Origin of the sequence: Streptomyces sp. NPDC005303, assembly GCF_040607335.1 — a bacterium.
GTDB lineage: Bacteria > Actinomycetota > Actinomycetes > Streptomycetales > Streptomycetaceae > Streptomyces.
The window spans coordinates 88,601-111,213 of the sequence record NZ_JBEXGM010000024.1; the positions used below are offsets into that span (position 1 = coordinate 88,601).

The window sequence follows — 22,613 nt, forward strand, 5'->3', positions numbered from 1 at the left end:
GTTGAGAAACCCGTGCCGCTTGTCAATCGCCGCACTGGCGCAGCATCATCCGTTTGTCCGGTGCGGTAACCGGCATCTCGTACTTGATGGCGACCTGAGCGAACCGGACCGCGTAGGCGCACCTGATCTGTTTGTTGGGCGGCAGCCAGGACGCAGGTCCGGAATCACCCTTGGCCGAGTTGGCTCGTCCCTGGACCGGAATCAGATTGAGCACGTCGTTCGCAAGCTGTTTGCGCTTGTTCACCGGCCAGCGCGACGAACCCATCTGCCAGCTGTAGGACAGCGGCACCACGTGATCTATCTGCACCTCAGAGGCCTGCTGCTTGCGCCACTCGATGGTCGTCCCGGTGTACGGGTCGTGCAGCGTCATGGCGATGACCACGCAGTCGGAACCGGCTCGGAAACGAAGGTTCAGGCCATCACGATGGATGAGATCGTCTCGCGTGTCACACCCGTTCCTGGCCAACGGCACCCCGTCCGCCGTGTCCATCCAGGCGTACCCGAACTTGTCGCGGGCGTAGCCCGTCTTGGGACCCCGCCCCTTTGTGGACAACTCCTCGATGAGCTTGCGCGCCGCAGCCCTGTCCGCCCCCGTCGTCACGGGTGCAAGGCCTGGCTTCGTGCCATCGGGATTCTTGAGCGGACTGACCGCCCGGCCATCCGGCGCAGCCGGGCCTGCACCTGCACCCGCACCCGCACCCGCACCCGTCGAGGAGCCGTCCGCGCCGAGATCCTCGCATCCCGAACAGAGGAGAACGGCGGCTGCTGCCACCGCCGCGGCGCGGACGAAGCGTATGTTCCCGGCACCCTTGTGCCTCACGTCCCTCTTAGTAAGCACAGCTCACGACTCCCGACTTGAGATGCACGAACATCTGGGCCACCCGGTGAAGCACAGAGACAACGAGGGTGTCGCAGTCGTTCGAGTCGGTGTCCGCCCACGCGGTGCCGAACCTGTCCCGCGCGTAACCGGTCTTGGGCGCCCGCCCCTTCACGGTGAGCGACTCGGCGGCGGTGAGGGCCGCGCCCGAACCGGCCGCACCCCCGGTCTCCTCGGGCCCTCCGGCCCCTGTGGTCGTCTCCGCCTTGCATCCGGCCACGGCGAACACCAGCACGACGGCGGCCGCGGCCCCGCCCCTAAGACGCATCACGTGCGCCCCTCCCCTAGCAACCCGGTCCGCCCCCGCAGAGAGCGCCTTCCCTCGTACGACGTCGCGCACACCGTAGCGAGCGGGCGCACCGCGGCACTCAGGAGGTCCAGACCACAGCCCTTTCGAGTGGGCATTGCCGACATATCGGCCGTATCGTCGTTGCTGAGTCACCTCCGGAAGGAGCTCTGGAATGGGCATCTTCGACAGGTTCAAGAGCAACCGCCACGTGCAGGACAAGGGCAAGGACATGTCCGACGGGGCGGAACGGAAGGTCAACGACAGGACGGGTGACAAGTACGAGGGCCAGGTCGACGACGCGCAGCAGAGGATCGAAGGGTCGCTCGGCATGGATCGCGACCGGCCCGACCAGCCGTAACGACTCCCCCACCACACGCCGGGGCCGTCCGCGCAGCTCCGTCTCGCGCGGGCGGCTTCGCGTTCCGCAAGCTCAAGGCGGCTCGGCGGGGGTCATGCCGGCGGGGCGGCCGGCCACGGCAGCACCGTGAGATCCGGCCATTCCTCCTTCCAGCGCGCGGTCTTGGTCTCGTAGACCTCTCTCGGAGCGAGCACCGGATTGGGCCGGACCACGAGGTTGAACACGTCGGACAGCCCATGGGGAGCGTAGACACGCCACTGCCCGTCGGGTTCCAGCCGCACGCCCAGACAGCACGTGGTCGCGGCGAACCGGTCGATGGCGGACTCGGTGGAGTCGTACGGCGGGCACGGCACCCCGAACTTCCGCTCGTACCAGAGGTGCACCCTGGCCTCGTTGCGGATCTCCACCTCGGCCCGCAGATCGTCGAAGACCTTCCGGCCTGCCTTGATGACGGTGTCCTCGGCCTGCCAGGAGAGATCGGTGTCGTCGAAGTAGAAGACGTCGTAGTCCCTGATGCCCTGGGCCGGGGGTCTGCCGGTGACCACGTTCCACACGGTCTGGAACAGGCAGCCCGCCGTCACGTACCAGCCCGGCAGGTCGAGCGTCGCCGTCCTGGCCATCACCTCGGTCAGGATCTCGTTCCGGTCGAGCGTGGAACGGAACGCGTCCAGTTGTTCCACGAGAGGGAGTCGTCCGAGCATCCGTCCTGACTATCACGGCCAGGACGACTGCCACGCCGGGGCGGCGAGTCGGCCGACGCGGTCACGGGGCGGGGTCGCTGCCCGGCCCCGCCCCCAGCTCACCCCGTCACGACCCCAGGATCGACGTCAGGAACTCCCCCACCCAGCCGAGCAACTCCCGCCCGACCAGCGGCTTTCCGCCCACCTTGGCGGTCTTCGGGCGCGGCACCAGCACCTGGTGTGCGGCGGGCTTGATGACGGTGCCCGGGTAGAGCCGCTTGAGGCGCAGCTCCTGCGACTCCCGCAACTCCACCGGTGCGAAGCGGATGTTGGTGCCCTGCAGGACGATCTCGCCGACGCCACACGCGCGTGCGAGCATCCGAAGCCCCGCCACCAGCAGCAGGTTCTCCACCGGCTCGGGCAACTTGCCGTAGCGGTCGACGAGTTCCTCGCGTACGGCCTTGATGTCCTCCTCGGTGTTCACCGAGGCGATCGCGCGGTAGGCCTGCAGGCGCAGCCGCTCGCCCGGCGCGTAGTCGTGCGGGACGTGTGCGTCGACCGGGAGCTCGATCTTGACCTCCAGCGGCGGCTCCTCCTCGACCCCGCCCTCCAGGGAGGCCCGGTAGTCCGCGACGGCCTCGCCGACCATGCGGACGTACAGGTCGAAGCCGACGCCCGCGATGTGTCCGGACTGTTCGCCGCCGAGGAGGTTGCCCGCGCCGCGGATCTCCAGGTCCTTCATCGCGACGTACATGCCCGCGCCCATCTCGGTGTGCTGGGCGATCGTCGCCAGGCGTTCGTGCGCCGTCTCGGTCAGCGGTTTCTCCGGGGGGTACAGGAAGTACGCGTAGCCCCGCTCGCGGCCACGGCCCACCCGGCCGCGCAGCTGGTGCAGCTGGGACAGGCCGAAGTTGTCGCCACGCTCCACGATCAGGGTGTTCGCGTTGGAGATGTCGATGCCCGACTCGACGATCGTGGTCGACACGAGCACGTCGAACTTCTTCTCCCAGAAGTCGACGACGACCTGCTCCAGGGCCTGCTCGGACATCTGGCCGTGGGCGGTCGCGATGCGCGCCTCGGGGACGATCTCGCGCAGCCGGGAGGCCGCCCGGTCGATCGACTCGACCCGGTTGTGGATGTAGAAGACCTGACCCTCGCGCAGCAGTTCACGGCGGATGGCCGCACCGATCTGCTTCTCCTCGTACGGCCCGACGAAGGTGAGCACCGGGTGGCGCTCCTCCGGGGGCGTGGTGATCGTCGACATCTCGCGGATGCCTGTGACCGCCATCTCCAGGGTGCGCGGGATCGGGGTCGCGGACATGGTCAGCACGTCGACGTTGGCGCGGAGCTTCTTCAGCTGCTCCTTGTGCTCGACGCCGAAGCGCTGCTCCTCGTCGACGATGACCAGGCCGAGGTCCTTGAACTTGGTCTCCGAGGAGAACAGCCGGTGGGTGCCGATGACGAGGTCCACCGAACCCTCGCGCAGGCCCTCCAGGGTGGCCTTCGCCTCGGTGTCGGTCTGGAAGCGACTGAGCGCCTTCACGACGACCGGGAACTGGGAGTACCGCTCACTGAACGTTCCGAAGTGCTGCTGCACCAGCAGGGTCGTCGGGACGAGGACGGCGACCTGCTTGCCGTCCTGGACGGCCTTGAAGGCGGCCCGTACGGCGATCTCGGTCTTGCCGTAGCCCACGTCGCCGCAGATCAGGCGGTCCATGGGGACCGATTTCTCCATGTCCTCCTTCACCTCGGCGATGGTGGTGAGCTGGTCGGGGGTCTCCGCGTACGGGAAGGCGTCCTCCAGCTCGCGCTGCCAGGGGGTGTCCGGGCCGAAGGTGTGTCCGGGGGCCGCCATCCGCGCGCTGTACAGCTTGATCAGGTCGGCGGCGATCTCCTTGACGGCCTTCTTCGCGCGCGCCTTGGTCTTGGTCCAGTCGGCGCCGCCGAGCCGGTGCAGCGTGGGGGCCTCGCCACCGACGTACTTGGTGATCTGCTCCAGTTGGTCGGTGGGGATGTAGAGCCGGTCGCCGGGCTGGCCGCGCTTGGCGGGGGCGTATTCGACGACGAGGTACTCGCGCGTGGCGCCCTGCACGGTCCGCTGGACCATCTCGATGTAGCGGCCCACGCCGTGCTGTTCGTGGACGATGTAGTCGCCCGCCTCCAGGGTGAGCGGGTCGATCGTCTTGCGGCGCCGGGCGGGCATCCGGGCGCCGTCCTTGCCGGCCGCCTTCTGCCCGGTCAGGTCGGTCTCGGTCAGGACGGCGAGTCTGAGCGCCGGGTCGACGAAGCCGTACTCGATCGAGCCGCACGCCACGTGCACGACGGACGGACTCAGGGAGGCGAGCTCGGCGTCGAGGCGGGCCGCGATGCCCTCACCGCCCAGCACCTCGACGGTACGGGCGGCGGGGCCGTGGGCCTCGGTCACGAAGACCGCGCGCCAGCCGTCGGCGAGCCAGCCCTTGGTGTCGGCGAGCGCCTTGGCGGTGTCGCCGCGGTAGGTCTCGGGCGCGTGCATGCCGAGCTTGAGGGTGTCCGCCTCCAGTTCGAGATCGGCCGCGAACGGCGACACCGACCACCACATCATGTCCAGCTCACGCGCACGGTCGCGGACGTCGGCGATGGACCACAGGGAGGCCGCGCCGACGTCGATGGGCGCCTCGCCGCCGCCCGCGGTGGCCGCCCAGGAGGCCTGGAGGAACTCCTGCGAGGTGGCCACGAGGTCGGAGGCGCGCGTGCGCACCCGCTCGGGATCGCACACGACGGCCATGGCGCCCTTGGGCAGGACGTCGATGAGGAGCTCCATGTCGTCGACGAGGACGGGAGCCAGGGACTCCATGCCCTCCACGGCGATCCCCTCGGCGATCCGGCCCAGCAGTTCACCGAGCTCCGGGTGCTGCTCGGCGAGGGCGCGCGCACGGGCTCGTACGTCGTCCGTCAGGAGCAGTTCGCGGCAGGGCGGGGCCCACAGGCCGTGATCGGCGACCTCCAGGGAGCGCTGGTCGGCGACCTTGAAGTAACGGATCTCCTCGACGTCGTCGCCCCAGAACTCCACGCGCAGGGGGTGTTCCTCGGTGGGCGGGAAGACGTCGAGGATGCCGCCCCGGACGGCGAACTCGCCGCGCTTCTCGACGAGCTCCACGCGCGCGTACGCGGCGGCGGCGAGGGCCTCCACGATCGCGTTCAGGTCAGCGGTCTGGCCGGTGCGCAGGGCCACCGGCTCCAGGTCGCCGAGGCCCTTGACCTGCGGCTGGAGCACGGATCGTACGGGCGCGACGACCACGGAGACCGGGCCGGTCTCGGGGTCGTCGGGGCGGGGGTGGGCCAGGCGGCGCAGGACGGCGAGGCGGCGGCCGACGGTGTCGGAGCGGGGGCTGAGGCGCTCGTGCGGGAGGGTCTCCCAGGAGGGGTACTCCACGACCCCCTCCGAGGGGAGCAGGGAGCGCAGTGCGGCGGCCAGGTCCTCCGCCTCACGACCCGTGGCCGTCACGGCGAGCACGGGACGGCCGGCCTCCCGCGCGAGGGCGGCGATCGCGAAGGGGCGGGCCGCCGGGGGGCCGACCAGGTCGACGTGCATGCGGTTGCCGTCCTGGGCCGCCGTGATCGCTTCTGCGAGGGCGGGGTCCTTGACGACGGCGTCGAGCAGACCGTGCAGGCTCATTCTGGGCGGCTTTCGTCCGGGGGGTTTCTGGGGGGGGTGGGCAACGCGAAGGGCCCGACACAACGAAGGGCCGGGGGGTCTCCAGCCTACGACGGCGTCGGCCCGGCCGTCGGAGCCTGTGGACAACCCCCCGGCTTCCGCCCGAACCGAACGATGCACCTTTGGCGGACGGCTGCCCGACCGGGGCCATGACGGCATGCGGGGCGACAAAGCGTGGCTGCTGCCTAGCCCGTCTGGCCCTGCCGCTGGTCGACGTTGCTCGCCGCACCCATTCCCGAGGGACTCGATCCTGTTCGCTCACGCCTCTCCCGCAACACACGTGCACAGGAGGGAAGTTGTCGACCCTCGACTGTCATATTCGTGAAGCTGCCGTCGATTAGACATGTGTCATCCGGGTAGCTACCTGATAGACGACACTAGTCCGACCATCAGCACAGAGCGAGCGGTCGAGTAGGGTATGGCTCCCCACAACCTGTCACTCCGCCGCCTTCAAGTCGCTGCATGTCGACTCGCGCCGTCACATTCGAAGGAGCATCATGCCCACCGCTTTGGATCCCAGCCTCAACCGCCGGAAGCTGCGTCTCGCCCTGAGGAGCGCTCGCGACAAGGCTGGACTGACACAGCGAGACGCAGCGGAGGCCCTGGAGTGGTCACTGAGCAAGATCATCCGAATTGAGGCCGGGACGGTAAGCCTGTCCGTGACGGACCTTCGGGCCATGCTCCGGGAATACGGAGTCAGCGATCAGGAAACCGTGTCCGAGCTCGAGGAAGCCGCTCGCGGCAGCAAAGGGCAGTCGTGGTGGTCGGAGTACAGCGACGTCATGACGCCGGTGTTCACCCAGTTCCTGGGCTATGAGAGCGCTGCGACCCTGATCCGCGCCTACCACCCCAGCCTGGTCCCCGGCCTCCTCCAGACGACGGACTACGCGACCGCACTGTTCGAGATCAGCCCGATGGACGCCAGGCGCATGCAGCGCACGCTCGACATGCGACTCGCGCGGCAGGAGCGCGTCCTGCAGGACGGCGGCCCCAAAGTGGAGGTGATCCTCGACGAAGCGGCGCTCCGTCGCCAGATCGGCGGCCCCGCGACGATGCGGCAACAGGTGTCCCACATCAAGGAACTCGCCTCCGGGGAGCAGGTGACCGTCTACATCCTGCCTTTCACCGCAGGGGCTCACGACAGCCTGGAGAGCAGCTTCTTCCTGCTCAGCTTCCAGGACGAGGAAGACGCTCTCTACCTGGTGGGCCCCGGAGGAACTCTCACCAACCGGGACGACCGGGAAGTGATCGCCCGGTACCAGGAGTGCTACGAGGATCTGCGCAACAAGGCTCTGTCGGAAACAGACACGATCGCGCTGCTCGACGAACTCGTCGAGTTCCATCACACCCGAAGCTAGGACGCACCCGCACAGGGGGGAGGAACGCCGTGACCGCCGGCAAGAAGAACAGGAAGGGGCGCGGCCCGCGCCCCTGCCCGAGATGTTCGGCGGCCGGTGCCCGCCCCCCTGAGGCCTGGGACCGTGACCCCACCCACAACTCGTTGGTGCAGCAGGGAATGGCCAGCAAGGCGGCGTCCTCGCGCCTTCGGAAGATCAGCGGATCCGAAACCGACGACAGGATCAGACAACGCCATGCCCACATCGACGACCTGATACGGGTCTTCCGAAACGTCGCCGCGATGGCCGTGTTCGCCCTGGTGACCCTGACGGTGGTCGCCTACGCCGGGATCAAGGCCGGGATCCCACCGGAAGCATGCGTCGTCGGCGGCATGACCAGCGCCTCGCTCCTCGTCAGAGCCTTCACCAGGATTTTCGATGTGGTGCGGTCTTCACTGCCGGACGCACCAGTAGACCGACCGTCCAACGACGAGCGGTAGTGGGGTCGTGGTTCCACCACCACGCGGCGCCCACCGTGGTGGCGACCAGAACGACCGCCCACACGACAACGCGAGCGACCAGCCCGGCAGCGAGCAACGACGCCGCCGCTCCCACCGCGGTAGCGGCCATGCCCATCACGATGCAGTAGAGGCCGAACCCGGAGTGGCCCGGCGGACAGGTCTTGCGTTTCTGGCCGTTCATGTTCACGTCCGGCTGTCTCGCCATCACTTCCCGACCGGCCCGGATTCCTTCCGGGACCCTGCATACCGCACCATGGCCTGCCATGCCTGCGGGGTGAACGACAGTACGCCAGAGCTGGGCAGCTTGGAATCGCGGACCAGGATCCGAGCTTCCGTGAAAGCGACCTCGCAGCAGGTCCCAGCTTCTGTGCTGTAGCTGCTCTTCCGCCATGTGAACGTGCTCCCGCCACGACGCAACGCTGCCCCCCTCTCGCTGCTCAAGGCGCATTCCTCATCGGTCCCTGATGCGCGACGCGGCCCCTCAGACACCAGGACGCGGCGTCATGGGCCGACATCCGCGTCTGAGGATGGATACCCCGCATGGCATCCCGGAGAACGTCCCCGACTGGACGGCCTGAAGTCGGCCAAAAGACGCACACCCGCGCGGAGCGGTGACCGGCGTGCCTCAGCGGACTGCGCACGCAAGAACCCGGCGCCGAGAAGTCCCCCGTGACTTCTCGGCGCCGGGCGTTCCCCCTTGTTCCCCCGTCCCCAGGGGTGGCTCCTGGCTACTCGGTCGCGATCGCCTTCAGGACGTTCATCCGGCCCGCCCGGAACGCCGGGATCAGGGCGGCGAACAGGCCCACGAAGGCCGATCCGACGAAGACCGCGATGATGGTCGGCCAGGGGATCTCCAGGACCTTCAGACCCTGCAGGGCGAGGAGCTTCTGGGCGGTCGCGCCCCAGCCCATGCCCAGCCCCAGCCCCAGCAGTGCGCCGAAGAGCGCGATCACCACCGACTCCAGGCGGATCATGCGCCGCAGCTGGCGCCGCGAGAGACCGATGGCCCGCATGAGGCCGATCTCCCGGGTCCGCTCGACCACCGAGAGCGCCAGGGTGTTCACGACACCCAGGATCGCGACGATGATCGCGAGGGCCAGCAGGCCGTAGATCATGTTCAGGAGCTGGCCGATCTGGTCCTTGAAGGCCTCCTTGTAGTCGGTCTGGTCGCGCACGGTGTACTGCGGGTAGCCGTGCAGCGCCGACTTCAGGGACTTGTACGCGGCGTCCTGCTGCCCGTCCTTGGCGTTGGCGAAGACCAGCTGGTCGAGCGGCATCTTGTCAGCCGGCACGTACTTGGCGAGGGTGGTGGTGGAGATGTACTTCGAGCCCGCGTCGATGACGACGTCACTGCTGGTGATCGCCCGGACCGTCAACTCAGCGGTCGCGCCGTTCTTGAAGGCGACCTTGATCTTCGACCCGAGGTGGATCCCGTGCGCCTTGGCGAACTTGTCGTGCACGGACATCGAGTCGGGCCGGTAGGCGTCGGCGAGCTTCCCGGCGACCGTCTTGGTGCGCAGGACGTCCGCGTACGACGGGTCGGCCGCCGTGATGTCGGTGTCCTTGAGGGTCTTGCCGTCGGGGGTCGTGTAGTCGGCCTCCGTGGTCTTGTACTCGGTGACCTGCTCCAGACCGGGCGTGTCCTTGACGGCCTTCACTGCGGCCGGCGTGACCAGCTGCCCGCTGTCCGACTGGACGATGAAGTCCGTACCGACCGTCTTGTCGAGCTCGTCGGTGGCCGAGGCGACCATGGAGGAGCCGACCACCGACAGACAGGCGACCAGGGCGAGGCCGATCATCAGGGCGGCGCCGGTGGCTCCCGTACGGCGCGGGTTGCGCAGGGCGTTGCGCTCGGCCATGCGGCCGACGGGGCCGAAGACCCTGAGGACGACCGCGCCCAGGACGCGCACCACGCCGCCCGCGAGGAGCGGGCCGATCACGACGAAGCCGATCAGGGAGAGGACCACGCCGAGGGCGAGCCACAGGGAGCCCTCCTTGGCCTTGTCGGCCGCGGCGGCGAGATAGAGCGCGTAGCCGCCGCCACCGGTCAGGAGCGTGCCCAGCAGGAGGCGGACACGGCCCGCCCTGGCGTCGGCGGGGGCACCCGCGTCCCGGAGGGCGGCCATGGGCGAGACCTTGCCCGCACGGCGGGCCGGCAGCCAGGCGGCCAGGACGGTGACGACCACACCGAGCAGCAGGCCGACCAGCGGAGTGGTCCAGGCGACCGTCAGATCGCTGGTCGACAGGTTCATGCCCATGGAGCCCATGAGCTTCATCAGTCCGATCGCGAGCCCCACGCCCGCGCCGACCCCGAGCACCGACCCGAAGACGCCCAGCAGGAGCGCCTCGACCAGCACGGACCGGTTGACCTGCTTGCGCGAGGACCCGATCGCCCGCATCAGGCCGATCTCCCGGGTGCGCTGGGCGACGAGCATCGAGAAGGTGTTGATGATCAGGAAGATGCCGACGAGGAAGGCGATCCCGGCGAAGCCGAGCATCGCGTACTTCATGACGTTCATGAAGCCCTCGACGTCCTTCTGGTTGGCGTCGGCGGTCTCCTTGGCCGTCTGCACCTTGTAGGCGCCGCCGAGTTCGGCCGCGACGTTCTTCTTCAGCTGTGCGTCGGTGACCCCGGTCGCGGCCGTGACGTTGACGTTCGTGAACACGTTCGACTCGCCGACGAGCGTCTGCTGGGCGGTCTTCGTGTCCAGGTAGAAGATCGCCGCGCCGGGGTTGGTGACCTGGAACTCGGCGACACCGGAGATCTTCGCGGTGTGCGTACCGACCGCGCTGATGACACCGATCTCATCGCCGAGCTTCAGGTGGTGCTTGTCGACGGTGTCCTGGTCGACCATGACCTGGCCCGAGTTCTTCGGCGCCGTACCGGAGGTGACCTTCATGGTGCGGGCGTCGTTGCCGTTCCAGCTGCCGACGATGGTCGGGCCGCCGCCGGACGGCGAGAGGCTGTCCTTGTCGGAGTTCACCACGGTCACCGAGGTCGAGAAGACGGTCCCCTCCGCCGTCTTCACGCCCTGCGCCTCGCGCACCTTGGTCAGCACGGAGGCCGGCATGACCGGCGGCTTGCCGTTGTCGGAGGTCGTCTCGCCGCTGTCGGAGGCGCCCTTGGCGCTCACCGTCACGTCCGAGGAGGTGGCCGCGAAGAGCTTGTCGAAGGTGGTGTTCATCGTGTCGGTGAACACCAGCGTCCCGCAGACGAAGGCGACCGACAGCAGGACGGCGACGGCCGACAGGGCCATGCGTCCCTTGTGCGCGAAGAAGTTGCGCCTGGAGGTCTTCATGACGGTCATGACGTGCGCCCCCGGGCGTCGAAGTCCTTCATGCGGTCCAGGACGGCCTCCGCGGTCGGCTTGTGCATCTCGTCGACGATGCGGCCGTCGGCGAGGTACAGCACGCGGTCCGCGTACGAGGCGGCCACCGGGTCGTGCGTGACGATGACGATGGTCTGCCCGAGCTCGTCGACGGAGCGGCGCAGGAAGCCCAGTACCTCGGCGCCCGCCCGCGAGTCGAGGTTTCCGGTGGGCTCGTCACCGAAGATGATCTCGGGCCGGGCGGCCAGCGCACGAGCCACGGCGACGCGCTGCTGCTGTCCGCCGGAGAGCTGGGTGGGCCGGTGCTTGAGCCGGTCGGAAAGTCCCACTGTGTCGACCACCTGCGCGAGCCACTGCTTGTCGGGCTTGCGCCCGGCGATGTCCATGGGCAGCGTGATGTTCTCGAGCGCGTTGAGCGTCGGCAGCAGGTTGAACGCCTGGAAGATGAACCCGACCCGGTCCCGGCGCAGCTGGGTGAGCTTCTTGTCCTTCAGGCCGGTGATCTCGGTGTCGTCCAGGTAGATCTGACCGCTCGTCACGGTGTCGAGCCCGGCGAGGCAGTGCATGAGGGTGGACTTGCCGGACCCCGAGGGGCCCATGATCGCGGTGAACTGCCCGCGAGCGATGTCCACGTCCACATGGTCGAGGGCGACGACCCGGGTCTCACCGGACCCGTACGCCTTGACGACCTGCCGCGCTCGCGCGGCAACGGCCGTACGCCCTCCAGTGCCCCCGTGCCTGGTGATGGTTACAGCCGATGTCACGGTATGTCTCCTATATCGGTCAGCGAATCAACAGTCGATCGGTAGGGCGATCGACTCGTTGCTCGGGTACGGCGTTCAGTCTGGTGCCGCGAGACGGTCCGGCGCGCTGGTGCTCAGCACCCTCTTCTACGGGGGAAAACCCCACCCCCGTCGATCCGGTCGTCCCCTCCCCCACCGCTCCCCAGCGGCGTAAAGCCAGGTTAAGGACGGACCATGGCCCTTCTCCTCCTCCGGCGGTACGAACCCTCCCCGAGCCGTAGTACGGAGGTACCCCTAGGGGCACTCCACCGCCGGGTGGAGGCGATCTAGGGGTCGGCTCCACCCTCCGGTGCGCCGAGACTGCACCCTGCCGCCGCGTGAGGGTCAAGTGCGAGAGTGGTCGCCGACCGATAGATGCAGGGGGAAGGAATCCGCGTGGACGACACGAAGCCGGCGATACGAGAGCCCGCGCGGAACGTCTCCACGAACCGGCGCGGGGCTGTCGTAGCGGCCCTGATGCTGGCGATGGCCCTCGCGGCCCTGGACGCCACCATCGTCTCCACGGCGGTCCCGCAGATCGTCGGTGACCTGGGCGGCTTCTCGGTCTTCTCCTGGCTGTTCTCCGGCTATCTGCTGGCCGTGACGGTGACGCTGCCGGTGTACGGCAAGCTGTCCGACACCTTCGGGCGCAAGCCGGTGCTGATCGCGGGCTCGGCGGTGTTCCTGCTCGGTTCGCTGCTGTGCGCGGTGGCGTGGAACATGGGGGCGCTGATCGCGTTCCGGGTCGTGCAGGGGCTCGGCGGCGGGGCCCTCCAGGGCACGGTCCAGACGCTCGCCGCCGACCTGTACCCGCTGAAGGAACGCCCGAAGATCCAGGCCAAGCTGTCCACGGTGTGGGCGGTGGCGGCGGTCGCGGGACCGGGCATCGGCGGGGTGCTCGCCGCGTACGCGGACTGGCGGTGGATCTTCCTGGTCAATCTGCCGATCGGCGCGGTGGCCCTGTGGCTGATCGTCCGTCATCTGCACGAGCCGCAGCGCGCCGAGAAGGCCTCCACGCGCGCGCGTGTCGACTGGGCGGGCGCGCTCGCGGTGTTCGCGTGCGGGGGCGTGCTGCTGACGGCGCTCGTGCAGGGCGGAGTGGCCTGGCCATGGCTGTCGTGGCCGTCACTGGGCCTGTTCGGCACGGGAATCGCCCTGGTGGCCGTCGTGGTCCTGATCGAACGCCGGGCGGCCGAACCGATCATCCCCGGCTGGGTGTGGCGCCGCCGCACGATCGCCGCGGTGAACCTTGCCCTCGGCGCCCTGGGACTCCTGATGGTCGCCCCCACGGTCTTCCTGCCGACATACGCCCAGTCGGTGCTCGGCCTCACCCCGGTCGCCGCCGGATTCGTGCTGTCCGTATGGACGTTGAGCTGGCCGGTGTCGGCGGCACTGAGCCAGCACGTGTACCGGCGCATCGGATTCCGCAACACGGCGATGCTGGGCATCGGCACGGCGGCCCTGATCCTGTTCGCCTTCCCCCTCCTCCCCTACCCGGGCGCGGCCTGGCAGCCGACCCTGCTGATGCTGCTCCTGGGCGCCGCGCTGGGCCTGTTCCAACTCCCCCTGATCGTCGGGGTCCAGTCGACGGTCGGCTGGGCGGAACGCGGCACGACGACGGCGTCCGTCCTCTTCTGCCGCCAGACCGGCCAGACGGTGGGCGCGGCGGTCTTCGGCGCGGTGGCCAACGGCGTCCTGGCCAGTCGCCTGGGCGGCGCGAGCGACCTCGACTCCGTCACGCGCGCGTTGGACGCGGGTACGGCCCCGGAGGCGACCCGCGCGGCCATCGCGGACGCGGTGCACACGGTGTACGTGGGGGCGGGGTGCGCGGCGACCCTGGCGTTCGGGGTGCTGCTGTTCCTGGCGCCGCGTCGCTTCCCGGTCCTCAAGGAGCAGTGAGGGCTACGCGCGCGTGCACCTCGGACACCGGTGCGGCGAGCGGCGGCCTGCCAGGCAGTGGGGGGCCTCCTTGTCCAACGGCTCGGCGCAAGTCCAGCCTTGGCAAGGCCGCCGATACCAGTGAGCCAGCCCCCCCCACTGCCCCCTCGTGCACCCGAAGTGAGGGATCGAGCACGCTCCGGTGAGGTCAAAAGTCTGAGTTAACGGGGGTAACACCGCAGGTCAGAGAAGTAAGCGCATACCGACCGATCAGTTTGTCAAAAGGGCTGTGCAACCTCGAACCGACGAGTAACGTGCGGGGCTCCGCTCCCCCACCCACCCCCCAACTCCCTGCGGTCCGCCGCGTCGGGCCCGAGCCACGCAAGGAGCACGGGATGTCCTACGACCCGTCACAGCCGTATCCCACCTACCCCTGGCAACCACCCGCCCCGCCACCCGAACCGGCCGCCCACCACCCACGCCACCGCTCCCCGCTCGGCCACCACAGCGACCTGCGGATCCTGCGCGGCGTCTACCGCTGGCAGCGGCGCACCGCCGCGCTCACCGCGCTCGGCTACTTCACGCTCTTCCTCGTCCTGTCCGCGTACGCGCCGTCCTTCATGGCGAGCAGCGTCACCGACGGACTGCCCACGGGCCTGCTTCTCGCCCTGCTCCAACTGCCGGTCACCTGGCTGGCGATCGCCGTGTACGAGCACACCGCGCGCCGCTACGTCGACCCGCTCGCGGACCGCATCCGCAAGCAGTCCGAGGTGGACGCCAGGCGAGCGGCGGCGGCCCGATGACCGGCTTCAGCGACTCCGCGCAGGCGATGAGCCTGGTGGCGTTCTCCGCCGTCGCCACCGTCACCCTCCTGCTGTGCGTGATGACCGGCCCGGACGGCGACGACCTCGACGAGTTCTACACCGGCTACAGCTCCCTGTCCGCCATGCGCAACGGCCTCGCCATCGCGGGCGACTACATCTCCGCGGCCACCGTGCTCGGTACGGGCGGGGTCATCGCCCTGTGCGGCTACGACGGCATCGTCCTCGCACTCAGCACCGTGCTGTCGCTGATGCTGCTGATGTTCCTGCTGGCCGAACCCCTGCGCAACGCGGGCCGGTTCACCATGGGCGACGCACTCGCGCGCCGGATGCCCGGACGTGCCGTACGCGTCGCCGCGTGCCTGGTCACCCTCGCCGCGCTGCTGCCGCTGATGCTGGTGCAGCTCGCCGGCGCCGGCCAACTGCTGGCGTTCATCCTGGGGTTCTCCGGCGACTCGCTGAAGACGGGCTTCATCATCGGCCTGGGCATCCTGATGATCAGTTACGCGGCGATCGGCGGCATGAAGGGCACGGCCCTCATCCAGATCCTGAAGATCGTCATGCTGCTCGGGTCGGGCGCCGTGGTCGCCGTCCTGGTGATGAACCGGTTCTCCTGGGACCCGGGTGCACTGTTCGACACGGCGGCGCGGCAGAGCGGGGTGGGGCCGGACTTCCTGAACTCCGGGCTGGAGTTCGCGGGCGGGCCGTATCCGCGGCTCGACATGATCACCTCGCAGCTCGCGGTCGTCATCGGCGGGGCATGTCTGCCGCACGTCACCATGCGCATGTACACCGCCTCCAGCGCCCGTCAGGTACGGCGTTCGATGTCCTGGGCGGTGTCCGCGGTGGCCGTGTTCGTCCTGGTCATCACGGTCGTCGGGGTCGGAGCGACGGCGATGATCGGGCGGGCGGTGATCGCGGAGGCGGATCCGCAGGGCAACACGGCGTATCTGCTGGGCTCCCGGGCGGTGTTCGGGCCCGACGTGTCGACCGGGGAGACGTTTGTCTTCACCACGGTCACCACGGCGCTGTTCCTGACCTTGCTCGCCTCCGTCGCCGGCATGATCCTCGCCTGCGCCAACTCCCTCGCCCACGACGTGTTCGCCGCCCGGACGCCGTCGATGCCGGCGCAGCGCGAGATCCTGCTGGCCCGGGTGTCCGCGCTGGCGGTCGGCGTCCCCACGATCTTCCTGGCGACGCTGATCCAGCACCGCAGTCTGCAGCCGCTGGTGATCCTGTCCTTCTGCGTCGGCGCGTCCGCACTGGCCCCCGCGCTCGTCTACACCCTCTTCTGGCGGCGCTACACCCGGACGGGGCTGCTCTGCACGCTGATCGGCGGCACGGTCACGGTGCTCTTGCTGATGCCGGGCACGAATCTCGTGTCGGGGTCGCCTGTGTCCGCCTTTCCCGAAGCCGACTTCAACTGGCTGCCGTTCACTACGACTGGGCTGGTGTCCATTCCGGCCGGGTTCTTGTTCGGGTGGCTGGGGACGGTGGTCTCGGGGCGGCGGAAGGCGGAGGAGCAGCGGAAGCAGTACGAAGCGGTGGAGGGGTGGATTCTGGCGGGGGCCGTGCGGAGGGGATGAGGCGGGGGGTGTCTGTCGGGTGCGGGTCGGTGGGGTGGGGGTGGGCTGGGGGCGTCTGTCGGGTGCGGGTGTGTGGGGGCTGGTCGCGCAGTTCCCCGCGCCCCTGGGTGGGTGTGGGTGGGCGGCGTCAGGCCTGCGCCGCTGCTCCAGCCGCCCTGGCCCGGCCACTCCGGCTGGCCTGGCTGTCCGGCTGGCCTGGCTGTCCGGCTGGCCTGACCTGTCCGGCTGGCCAGAGCTGTCCGGCTGGCCTGACCTGTCCGGCTGGCTGGCTGGCCTGAGCTGTCACGGCTCAGCCGCCCCGGATGTCCTGCCAGGCGGCCCGGGCCTGGCTGCCCTGACTCCGGCCTGCGGCCCCACTGCCCCCTGCCCTGAATGTCCTGGCCGCCCTCCTCCTCCCCGCCGTCACTCCGTCGCCGCTGTCCCCGTGAGTGCCGTCAGGCTGCTGCGTACGTGGTCCATCTGGGCCTGCACCTCGTCCCGGCACTCCGCGTGCTTGCGCAGCACCCGCTCTGTCTCCCCGGCGATCCGCTCCTCCTGGGCCCGCGCCTCCGCAAGGATCTCCGCCGCACGTGCGCGTGCGTCCTCCTCGTGCTGCCCCACCGACGCCTCCGCCTCCGCGAACCCCCGCTTCGCCTCCGACAGCGCCTCCTCCGCCCGCGCCACCCGTTCGGCGCACCGCGCCTCCACCTCGGCCGCCCGCTTCTCCCCGGCCCGCTCCACCTCGGCCCGCCGCTCCGCCTGCTCCGCGGCCTGCTCGGCGAGCATCGCGATGGTGCGCTGGCGTACGTCGCGCAACACGGTGAGCGCCTCCCCGCGCCCCTGTTTCACCTCACGCCGAGCGGCGACCCGGATCTCGTCGGCCTCGGCGCGCGCGGCGAGCAGCCGCTGACGGGCGCGTTCGTCGGCCTCGGCGCGCACGGTGTCGGCATGCGCCTGCGCGGCGTTCCGTACACCGTCGGCGTGCGCCCGCGCCTCGTCCACGATCCGCTGCGCCTCCTGCCGCCCCCGCTCCCGAACGGCCGCGGCCTCCTCCACCCCCATCTCGAAGAGCCGCCGCGCACCCTCGCCGAGGGCCTCGTACGACTGCGGGGCCAGCTCCGCCACGACCTCCCGCAGCCGTACCGCGTCGGCCTCCATCTCCCTGGCGAGCACGGTGAGCCGGGCGGCGCGTTCCCAGGCGGCGTCACGGTCACGGGACAGGGCGGTGGCGTACGCGTCGACCTGTTCGGGGCGGTAACCGCGCCCTCGTACGGCCACGAACCCCGGGGGCGACACCGGTGCGCTGCTCATCCTGGAACCCTCTCCGTCGACGACCCAGACGGGCGCGAAATGATGATTTCGCGCACATCTTGATGTATCGGACGGAAATGTTCATAACGCGACACTCCGCACGCAGCTCACGGTTGTGACGGGTCGTCACATCAGCGGGCGTGCGCGGAAAAAGGGCCGGGCCCGGTCACACGACCGGGCCCGGCCCTTCACGCGCACGTGGATCAGCGGCGACGGGGGCACATGCGGGGCGTCACAGCAGCCCGTCCCACATCTGTTCCAGCAGCACCGACCACCAGCTCTCCGGCGAACCCAGCGCCGCCGGGTCGAGCGAGGCCAGCTGGGCCTGGAAGTCGACGGTCCAGCGGCCCGCCTGCTCCTGGTTCAGGCCGAAGCGAAGCCGCCACATCCGGCCGAGCAGTGCCAGGCAGCGCTGGAACTCGGGCAGACCGGTGTTCACGAACTGCGGCGGCACGGGCGCCCCGCCCGGCCCGGCCTCCACGGGTACGGCGACGATGTTCGCGGTGCCGTACTGCACACAGATCGCCTTGCCGAAGTCGCTGCCCATGACGAGGTACGAGCCCGCGTCGGAGGCCGGCCGCACCCCGCGCTCTGCCGCCAGCTCCGCCAGCGTCGGCACCGGCCGCCCCGGCTGGGCCTGCGCCCAGAAGAACGGGCCCATGTCCAACGGCAACCCCGCCACGACCAGCGAGTGCGCGACGACCGGCGGCACGCCCTGGCGGGCCACCGCGACCTGCTCGAACCGGAAGATCCCCGGTCCGAAAGCCCCCGCCAGCTCCTGCGCCACACCCTCCGGCGGGATCGGCGCCACGGCCTGGACCGGCGGCAGCGGGGCGCGTACGGGCGCCGGACGCGCCGGACCGTCCGCCACCTGGTGCAACTCACCCTGGTGCGCGAGTAGTTGATGCATGCCCTGCTGACGGCTCGCGTGATCCGTGCCGTACGGCGCGATGCTCGCGATCCGCGCCTGCGGCCACTGCTCCCGGATCATCCGCGCGCAGTACGCCCCCGGCAGCTCGCAGGACTCCAACTCGGTGTGGAGCTCCAGCACTTGGTCCGGGGGGACGTTCATGCCGCGCAGCTCGTGGAAGATCTGCCACTCCGGGTGCGGCGTCCCCGGCGCGGACCGCCGGATCAACTGCTGCTCCGACCCGTCCTGCGCACGGTAGCGAAGGACGGCCTGATACCCGGGCCCGACGGTGGGCTGCGCCTGCTGGGGATAGCCGTAGGCAGGGGGCTGGGCGGGGGTGGGGTGCCCTGGTGCGGGGTGGCCGGGGGCGGGGTGGCCCTGCGCGGGTTGCCCCGGCATCGGCTGCCCCGGCGGCGGCACGGGGCCCGGGGACGGTACGGCGCCCGGAGGCGGGGGCGGCATCGTGCCGGGCGGCATCGGCTGCGGAGCACCCGGAGCGGCTCCGGCGGCGCCGGGAAATCCGGGGCCGCCCGCCGGGGGCGAGGTCAACACGGTTTCGGCGTGATGCGCGGCCCCGGGCGCGGTCCCGGGAACACCAGGGGCACCAGGCGGCTGCGGTGTGCCGGGAACACCCGGAGCATCGGGCGGCCGCGGAACACCGGACCCACCCGGCACACCCGGGAACTGAGGCGAACCCTGGGCACCAGAAGCCTGCGGCACGCCCGATGCACCCGGGAACCCCGGGCCGCCGGACGAGTTCTGCGTACCCGGAGCCCCAGGCGGAGGCGGTGTCGGAGTCGGCGCACCACCAGGAGCCGGCGGTGCGCCCGCGGGCCGCGGTGCTCCCGATCCCGAGGGCCCCTCGACACCCGGCGCCGACACGAACTGGGTGGGCACATACCCGCCCCCCGGCGCACCAGGAGCGGGCGGCGGAGTCGAGTTCCCCTGCTGCGCACCGGGCACCCCGGGGGGACCCGGCGGAGGCGGCGGGGTCGATCCCCCGGCCTGCGCCCCGCGCGAGGGAGGCGCCAACTTGCTGGTGGCCACATCGGCGATGTCCCCGGCGCTCGGCGCGGGCCCCGGAGCACCGGGCGCGCCGGGCAGCACACCCGGCGGCTGAGGCGCCCCAGCACCACCGGGCGCCTGCGGGTAACCGTACGAGGACGCCCCCGGCGAAGGCGAAGGACCAGCCGCGCCCGAAGCACCGGCACCGGCACCGGCACCGGCACCGGCACCCCGCGGATACCCGTACGAAGACCCACCAGGCGCAGACGGAGGCGGAGGCGGAGGCGCGACACCAGCCCCTGGACCACCCGCACCAGCCGCAGCAGCCGCACCCGAAGCGCCGGCCCCCTGCGGATACCCGTACGAAGACGCCCCGGGCGGCGCAACCCCCGAGACGTCAGAGACCTCGACGACCTCCGACACGTCCGCGACGACCTCCGCGTCCTCCACGACCTCCGCGAACTCCGAAGCCGACGAAGCCCCCGCCGCCTCCTCCGTGCCACCACCGGCATCGCTCACCGGTGCCGAGAACACCGTCTCCGGCAACGCCACGGAGAGGTCCTCACCCCCGTTGGTGTCAGCCCCCGTCCACGGCCTCGCCCCGGCAGGCACCCCCGCCACAGCACCCGAAGCCGAACCCGCACCCTGCTCCGGCTCCTGACCCGGCCCCGGACCCGACCCACCGTCCCCCGGACCCGACCCACTGTCCCCCGAAGCCGCTCCAGGAGACCCGCCCCCGCCCGGCCCCCCGATCCCCAGCTTGTCCGCCGCATCCTGCAACCACTCCGGCGGCGTCAGCAGAAACGACGTCTGGTTCAGGTCGACCCGGGACGCGGCGGACGCGGCGGACGAACCTGCCGCGTCCCCACCCCTGTCCTCCCGCCCGTACTCCTCCTCGTACCGGCGAATCACCTCACCCACCGGCAACGAGGGCCACAGCGTGGCCTCCCCGCTGTCCCGGGCGATCACCAGCCGCTGTGCGCCCCCGTCCGAACGCGGCCCCTCCGCACGGTCCTCGGCCCACACCACGAACCCGAGGTCGAACTCCCGCACCCGCACCTCACGATGCTGGTACGACGGCACATCCCCGTTGATCCACTCTTCCGCGCGCTCCTGCGCCTGCGCGAACGTCACCATCGCTGAAGCTCACTCCCCCGACACGGAAGAAGACACGGGAACGGAACGGGCGAAACCGCCGTCCACCATCAGATTCGCCACCGTCTCCAACTCCGGCGGATTACCGGCCAGTCGGGACAGGAACACGTCGAAGTCCGCACCGCACGGCAGCAACAGCCGCCGCACCCGCTCCGCCGGCGGTACCGAGGGATCGACGTCGCGTGCGTCGTCGTAGGCGCAGAACCAGACGGAACCGATGTCCTCGCCCTTCACCTTCACCGCCAGCAGACCGCCCTGGACGAAGCCGACACCGAGGTAGTCCTTCGTCAGATGGTCGCGCAGGCACTTGTTGACGTACACGAGGTCGTTGACCGCCGCCTCGTCACGCACCGTGAAGAAGGGCTGGTCGACCAGGAGTCCCAACTCCGCGTCCAGCGCGGCCCCCACCGGCGCCGAGCCACCCGCCGCCTTCAGAAAGGACCGGTACGCGCCCGGCAGCCGGTACCCGAGATCCTCCTCGACCCCCTGCACCTGCGACTCCGTCACCGCCACCGACGACTTCGGCAGCCCGAAATGCGCCGGACGCGTCTCCTGCAGCGGCCGCGTCCCCCGCTTGTTCTGGTCGACACGTGTCGTCGCGATCCCACCGTGATGCCGCAGCAGTGCCTTCACCTCGACCGGGATCAGCTCCAGCCGCCGCGAACCCACCACGTGATGCCACGTCCAGCCGTGCGGCGTCGCCACCGCGGGCACCGTGTCCCACAACTCGTGACCGGTCGCCGACAGGGCCGCGTTCGCCGACACGTAGTCCGTCAGCCGCAGTTCGTCGACCCCGAAGCCCTCCGGCGGCTCGGCGATCTCGGCGGCGGCACGCGCGTAGGGCGAGAAGTCCGGGTAGCCACGCTCGTCCACCCGCACCCCCCTGGGATGACGCGCGGCCCGGACCGGATCCGGGAAATGCACGACCTGCCCTGCATAGGCCGCGTTCGGCGGCGCGGCTTGTTGCCCGAGCCGACCTGTCGTCATGGCGAAAGCCCCCTGCGGCGCTCTGGTACGACCCGAGACGACCCCCTGGGCAAAGCAGGGCCGCCACGCGCCGTATCGACTGTCTCGTCCGCCTCCACGCGTCAACCGCGTGCATCGCGGCGACCACTTGGATCGCGGTGCCGACAGCCTATGCGGTACGACGACACCGGTCACCGGCCACCGGCCAGCCCCCCTCCGCCTCCGTGACCAGCCGTCACCCCACCGTGACAGCCCGCCCGAACACGGGCGTGTCGCACCGCCCCAGCTTCCGCACCAGCCCCGCCGTTTGGCAGTCTGTGACCTCCGGGGGGATGCTCGGGAGGGGATGACGATCATGAACACGACGCAGACGGGACCGCACACAGGGCCGCACACGGGCACCACGACCGGCACGAACGCTGGCCCGCACACCGGCCTCAACGGCGATCCCCGCATCGGATGGAGCAGCGCCGAGAGACCCCACGCGCCCACCCTCCGCCACCGCCGCGACGGCATACTGCCCACGGTCGCCGCCGCCCTCTCCGTCCGCGGGGCCACCCTCACCTCCACCGCCGCCCGCGGCGATCAGGCCCCGCCGCTGCACCCGCTCGTCCAGGACTTCCTCGACACCCTCGGCAGCGACCGCCGCGACCGATTCACCGGCCGCTGCGCCGAGACCATGCTCATATCGCGGCACATCGCCGCCGCCGACGCCGCCCGCAGCAAGCGCGCCGCCCGCAAACCGATGACCAACGGCGAGGCCCGCCGCGCCCTCAAGCAGGCCAAGCTCACCGCCCGCCGCATCCGCGAGGACGGCGACCCGCTGCACGGCAGCTTCGCCGCCCCCTGCCGCGCCTGCACCGCCCTCAGCGCCCACTTCGGCGTACGCATCGTCGACCCGACGGCGAACGACGGCTGACACCCCCACCACCGGAACGCCCCCTCACCCGAACAACCCCCCTCACCCGAACAACCCCCACCACCCGAACGCCCGCCAGCACCCGAACCCCCGCAACCACCGGTCCGCCCACAACCACCTGTCCGCCCCCAACTACCGGTCCGCCCCCAACCGCCTGAACCACCCGCACGACGGCGCCCCGCGCACCACCCCGGCGCCCGCCCATGACCTCGA

General features: G+C 70.4%; 16 protein-coding genes and 1 pseudogene. 7 read left to right on the forward strand and 10 right to left on the reverse strand.

Features of this window, described 5'->3' with window-relative positions:
• Window positions 1-22: 22 nt before the first annotated feature.
• Window positions 23-820, reverse strand: a complete 798-nt coding sequence (locus tag ABZT93_RS28705; protein WP_356110092.1) for an HNH endonuclease family protein — start codon at window positions 818-820, stop codon at window positions 23-25.
• A gap of 85 nt (window positions 821-905) precedes the next feature.
• Window positions 906-1,145, reverse strand: a pseudogene (locus ABZT93_RS28710) (hypothetical protein); the annotation flags it as partial.
• 193 nt (window positions 1,146-1,338) lie between these two features.
• Here ABZT93_RS28710 and ABZT93_RS28715 point away from each other — a divergent pair.
• On the forward strand, window positions 1,339-1,524 hold the full coding sequence (locus ABZT93_RS28715; protein ID WP_356110094.1) for an Rv0909 family putative TA system antitoxin: 186 nt from the start codon (window positions 1,339-1,341) through the stop codon (window positions 1,522-1,524).
• Window positions 1,525-1,616: 92 nt separating this feature from the next.
• Here ABZT93_RS28715 and ABZT93_RS28720 read toward each other — a convergent pair whose 3' ends face one another.
• The gene (locus ABZT93_RS28720; RefSeq protein WP_356110096.1) at window positions 1,617-2,225 is read right to left on the reverse strand and encodes a nucleotidyltransferase family protein; all 609 of its coding nucleotides are present in this window, start codon (window positions 2,223-2,225) and stop codon (window positions 1,617-1,619) included.
• A gap of 106 nt (window positions 2,226-2,331) precedes the next feature.
• Entirely contained in the window at window positions 2,332-5,862 is a 3,531-nt protein-coding gene (mfd, locus tag ABZT93_RS28725; protein WP_356110098.1) for a transcription-repair coupling factor, read from the reverse strand.
• Between the two features lie 536 nt (window positions 5,863-6,398).
• Here mfd and ABZT93_RS28730 point away from each other — a divergent pair.
• Together ABZT93_RS28730 and ABZT93_RS28735 are read left to right on the forward strand one after the other, a co-directional pair.
• On the forward strand, window positions 6,399-7,259 hold the full coding sequence (locus ABZT93_RS28730; protein WP_356110101.1) for a helix-turn-helix transcriptional regulator: 861 nt from the start codon (window positions 6,399-6,401) through the stop codon (window positions 7,257-7,259).
• 29 nt (window positions 7,260-7,288) lie between these two features.
• Entirely contained in the window at window positions 7,289-7,738 is a 450-nt protein-coding gene (locus tag ABZT93_RS28735) for a hypothetical protein (RefSeq protein ID WP_356110102.1), read from the forward strand.
• 225 nt (window positions 7,739-7,963) lie between these two features.
• Here the strand turns inward: ABZT93_RS28735 and ABZT93_RS28740 are convergent, their stop codons facing one another.
• From ABZT93_RS28740 to ABZT93_RS28750, 3 genes are all read right to left on the reverse strand, one after another.
• Window positions 7,964-8,248: a DUF397 domain-containing protein gene (locus ABZT93_RS28740; RefSeq protein ID WP_356110104.1), complete on the reverse strand. Its 285-nt coding sequence runs from the start codon at window positions 8,246-8,248 to the stop codon at window positions 7,964-7,966.
• A gap of 239 nt (window positions 8,249-8,487) precedes the next feature.
• Complete coding sequence (locus ABZT93_RS28745; RefSeq protein WP_356110106.1) at window positions 8,488-11,067, reverse strand: FtsX-like permease family protein; 2,580 nt, start codon at window positions 11,065-11,067, stop codon at window positions 8,488-8,490.
• Complete coding sequence (locus tag ABZT93_RS28750) at window positions 11,064-11,852, reverse strand: ABC transporter ATP-binding protein (protein WP_356110109.1); 789 nt, start codon at window positions 11,850-11,852, stop codon at window positions 11,064-11,066. Before ABZT93_RS28750 ends, ABZT93_RS28745 begins: the two co-directional genes overlap by 4 nt.
• Before the next feature lie 393 nt (window positions 11,853-12,245).
• Between ABZT93_RS28750 and ABZT93_RS28755 the strand changes: the two genes are divergently transcribed.
• The 3 genes from ABZT93_RS28755 (at window position 12,246) to ABZT93_RS28765 (ending at window position 16,155) form a co-directional block, all read left to right on the forward strand.
• The gene (locus ABZT93_RS28755; protein ID WP_356110112.1) at window positions 12,246-13,769 is read left to right on the forward strand and encodes an MFS transporter; all 1,524 of its coding nucleotides are present in this window, start codon (window positions 12,246-12,248) and stop codon (window positions 13,767-13,769) included.
• 374 nt (window positions 13,770-14,143) lie between these two features.
• Window positions 14,144-14,551, forward strand: a complete 408-nt coding sequence (locus ABZT93_RS28760; RefSeq protein WP_356110114.1) for a DUF485 domain-containing protein — start codon at window positions 14,144-14,146, stop codon at window positions 14,549-14,551.
• Complete coding sequence (locus tag ABZT93_RS28765; protein ID WP_356110116.1) at window positions 14,548-16,155, forward strand: cation acetate symporter; 1,608 nt, start codon at window positions 14,548-14,550, stop codon at window positions 16,153-16,155. The genes ABZT93_RS28760 and ABZT93_RS28765 overlap by 4 nt, the downstream gene beginning before the upstream one ends.
• A 402-nt stretch (window positions 16,156-16,557) precedes the next feature.
• Here the strand turns inward: ABZT93_RS28765 and ABZT93_RS28770 are convergent, their stop codons facing one another.
• The 3 genes from ABZT93_RS28770 to ABZT93_RS28780 form a co-directional block, all read right to left on the reverse strand.
• Window positions 16,558-17,445, reverse strand: coding sequence for a cellulose-binding protein (locus ABZT93_RS28770; RefSeq protein ID WP_356110118.1), 888 nt, complete (start codon window positions 17,443-17,445; stop codon window positions 16,558-16,560).
• Window positions 17,446-17,677: 232 nt separating this feature from the next.
• Window positions 17,678-20,497 carry an SUKH-4 family immunity protein gene (locus tag ABZT93_RS28775; protein ID WP_356110121.1) on the reverse strand — a complete coding sequence of 940 codons (2,820 nt, stop codon included), beginning with the start codon at window positions 20,495-20,497 and terminating at the stop codon, window positions 17,678-17,680.
• A gap of 9 nt (window positions 20,498-20,506) precedes the next feature.
• Window positions 20,507-21,502 (reverse strand): SMI1/KNR4 family protein, encoded by a 996-nt coding sequence (locus ABZT93_RS28780; protein ID WP_356110123.1) that lies wholly within the window; start codon window positions 21,500-21,502, stop codon window positions 20,507-20,509.
• A 325-nt stretch (window positions 21,503-21,827) separates the two neighbouring features.
• Here ABZT93_RS28780 and ABZT93_RS28785 point away from each other — a divergent pair, with 325 nt between their 5' ends.
• Window positions 21,828-22,400 carry a YwqJ-related putative deaminase gene (locus ABZT93_RS28785; protein WP_356110126.1) on the forward strand — a complete coding sequence of 191 codons (573 nt, stop codon included), beginning with the start codon at window positions 21,828-21,830 and terminating at the stop codon, window positions 22,398-22,400.
• Window positions 22,401-22,613 lie beyond the last annotated feature (213 nt).